Origin of the sequence: Mesorhizobium sp. M7A.F.Ca.CA.002.09.1.1 (assembly GCF_003998555.1) — a bacterium.
GTDB classification, from domain to species: Bacteria; Pseudomonadota; Alphaproteobacteria; order Rhizobiales; family Rhizobiaceae; genus Mesorhizobium; species Mesorhizobium ciceri.
The window spans coordinates 1-3,146 of record NZ_RZRR01000680.1; the positions used below are offsets into that span (position 1 = coordinate 1).

General features: G+C 64.2%; 2 protein-coding genes and 1 pseudogene. 2 read left to right on the forward strand and 1 reads right to left on the reverse strand.

Translation table 11 applies throughout. From position 1 onward, the window contains the following. Positions 1 to 301, forward strand: a pseudogene (locus EN994_RS24380) (LacI family transcriptional regulator); the annotation flags it as partial. A 101-nt stretch (positions 302 to 402) separates the two neighbouring features. Next, on the forward strand, positions 403 to 1,248 hold the full coding sequence (locus EN994_RS24385) for an acyl-CoA thioester hydrolase/BAAT C-terminal domain-containing protein (RefSeq protein WP_063167608.1): 846 nt from the start codon (positions 403 to 405) through the stop codon (positions 1,246 to 1,248). A gap of 52 nt (positions 1,249 to 1,300) precedes the next feature. On the opposite strand, the gene EN994_RS24390 is transcribed toward EN994_RS24385, so the two are convergent. Further along, the coding region (locus EN994_RS24390; protein WP_127307863.1) for a bifunctional aldolase/short-chain dehydrogenase at positions 1,301 to 3,146 on the reverse strand (1,846 nt) is incomplete at its 5' end.

Genomic DNA, 3,146 nt, shown 5'->3' on the forward strand with positions numbered 1-3,146 from the left:
CTATTCGGCCGACATTTCGACCTCGGACATCGCTGCGATGCGCGAGCCCGACAGCGCCTGGGCCGCGACCGCCGCGACCAACCCGGCCGTCGTCGGCCAGGTCTCGGTGCGTGCGCTGGCACAGCTGCTGGCCGGTGAAGACCCCGGCCACAACGTCGTCGTGCCGCCGACACTGATCACCCAGAAGGACCTCATCGACAAGGACATCAAGAACATGGAGGACCTGTCGGCCAAGCTGCCGCAGTTCGCCCACGCCGATGTCGCGATGCCGGCCTGGATGCCGAACCCGAACGCCAAGTAACTTTCGCTATCGAAGGCCGCCTGCAGCCGCTTGCTGCAGGCGGCCTTTTTGCTGAATATCTGCAGCCGGCGCCAGGCTCCGGCCCAAGGTTCGGTGCGTATATGGAAGCTCAGGCGGCAATCGAGGAAAACCTGTCCGGCGCCGTCGCCGGAACCTTGTTTCGATGCCCGCAGGCCACCACGGGTGTCGTGGTGTTGGGTGGGTCGAGTGGCCGCGTCGATGTCGGGCGCGCACGGCTCTTTGCAAACGAGGGCTCGTCGGCTTTGGCCCTGCAATGGTTCGGCGGTGAGGGCCAGCCTCCCGGAATATGCGAAATTCCCCTCGAAACCTTCTTCGCGGCAACCGATTGTCTCCTTGAAACAGGATGCCACCGCATCGTCTATGTCGGCACATCCAAGGGTGCCGAGGCCTCACTGCTTGCGGCGGTCCATGACCCGCGCATCGACGCTGTGGTCGCCATCAGCCCGTCATCGGTGATTTGGGGAAATATTGGTGCTGGCCCGGATGGCGTCAGCTGGCCTGAACGATCCTCATGGTCGCTCGACGGAATCCCCCTGCCGTTTGTGCCGACGGATCCAAACTGGACACCAGAATACGTGGATGGCTTGGTATCCTACAGGGGACTCTTCGAACATTGCTTGAAAACCTTCAGGCAGGAAGCGGCTGCGGCGACCATCCCCGTTGAGACCGCATCGGCCGAGATCCTGCTGGTCGCAGGCGGCGACGATGCGCTGTGGCCCTCGCTATGGTTCGCGACAGAAATTGTTCGGCGGCGCAGCGAAGCAGGCAAGATCACACATCTCGTGTCATCGCCGGATGCGGGGCATCGCATTCTCTTGCCTGGCGAGAACACACCACGCTCGACATTGCATGCACATGGCGGCAATGACGAGGCCGAATCACGGTTGGGCAGAATGGCGTGGGAAGGCATCCGAGAACTGCTGTAGCTGCAGATCCCGAATACCTTCGCCTGTTTTGCGTCAGTCTCGGCCGGTTTCCCTACCGCATCGCTGCCGCGATATTGCCGCCGTCGACGGTCGTCACGTCGGCGGTGGTGCGGTCGGCCAGCGCATGATGCAGGAAGGCCTGCGCCACGTCCTGCGCCGTCACTTCCTGGCCGAGCAGATTGCCGGACATGTAGTCCTTCTCCGACACGCCGCGCGCGCCTGAGCGGCTGGCAATCATGGCGTCGGTCAAAAGGCCCGAGCGGATGCGGTCGGCGTTGACGGCGTTCGAGCGGATGCCATGCGCGCCATAGTCGAGCGCGTACTGCCTGGACAGGAACAGCGTCGCCGCCTTCGGCACGCCATAGGCGCCGAACTTCGGGCCGGGGTTGACGGCCTGCTTGGAGGTGTTGAACAGAAGCACGCCGCCTGTGCCCTGTTCGAGCATGATGCGCACGGCGTTCTGCGCCACCGATTGGTGGGCGAAGAAATTGAGCTCGAAACTCTTGCGCAGGAGCGCGTCGTCAAGCTCGCCGATGCGGCCTTCCCAGGCGGCGCCGGCATTGGAAACCAGGATGTCGACACCGCCGAACACGGCGACCGCTTTGTCGAAGGCGGCACGCACCTGTGCCGGGTCGGTGATGTCTGCGGCGACGCCGATCGAATTGTTGCCGGCTTTCTTCGCTGCATCGGCGGCTTTTTCGGCGTCGAGATCGACGACGACGGCATGGGCGCCATTGTCGGCGAACAGCTTTGCCGTCGCTGCACCGATCGCGCCGGCACCGCCGGTGATCAGCACCACCTGGCCGGTCAGCGGCTTCGGCTTGTTGGAGGCGAGCTTGGCCTGTTCCAGCGACCAGTATTCGAGCGGGAACAGGTCGGCCTTGGAAAGCGGATGGAACCGGCCGACGGCCTCGGCGCCACGCACTGCCTCGATCCACATCTCACCGACATCCGACGCGATCTTCGCGTCCTTCAGGGTGCGGCCGTGGCCGAACATGCCGAGGCCGGGCACCAGCGTCAGCCGCGGCATCTGGTCGAGCATGGTGCGCTTGACGTCGTCGAGCGCATCATTGGTTTCGAAATAGGCGCGATAATCCTTGGCGAACGCGTCGACATGGCTCTTGATCACCGCCTTGTAGTCGCCGGCCTTGTCCGCGTCGGGCGCCGGCAGCGCCATCGGCCCGGTCTTGATGCGGATCGACAGATCGGGCGTCGAGACGCCGCGCCCGGCATAATCGGCGATCTCGGCTGAATTGATGAAATCGACAATTGCCGGCGAAGTGCGGAAATCGCTGACCATTCGGTCGAAGCGGCCTTCGCCGCGCGCTACCGCCACCGCGCCGCGCAGCATCGGCGCGATCGACGCCGGCGTCGCGAGCTTTGCTGGCAAGGCTGCCTTTGCCGCCTTCGGCTTGCCACTTGCGGCAATGAAGTCCTCGGCGACGTTCACATAATGGATCATCCGGTCGTAGGCCTGCTTCGCATCGTCGCCGAAGGTGAAGATGCCATGCTTGTCGAGGATCAGGCCCTCGACATCAGGATCGGCGTCGAAGATGTCGGCAGCCGCCTTGGCGAGGTCGAAGCCGGGCATGATGTAGGGCACATAGCCCATCTTGGCGCCGAAAACCGTGGTCACCAGCGGCTTGGAGTCCTCCTGGTCGACGATGGCGAGAATGGCGGTCGAGTGCGTGTGGTCGACGAATTTGTGCGGCAGGAAGGCATGCAGCAGCGTCTCGACCGACGGGTTGGGCGAGGACGGATCGATGAGGTTGACGCGTTGCAGGGCAACCATGTCCTCGTCGGCCAGCCTGTTCAGCGCGCGCGCCTTGAGCAGCGGCTTGAGCTTGACCGCCGGCAGGCCCTGCGGCTCGATGACGCCCATGTCCCAGCCGCTGCCC

Excerpts from the sequence above, each read along its gene's own strand:
- EN994_RS24385 (WP_063167608.1), top strand. The coding sequence starts at position 403 with ATGGAAGCTCAGGCGGCAATCGAGGAAAACCTGTCCGGCGCCGTCGCC.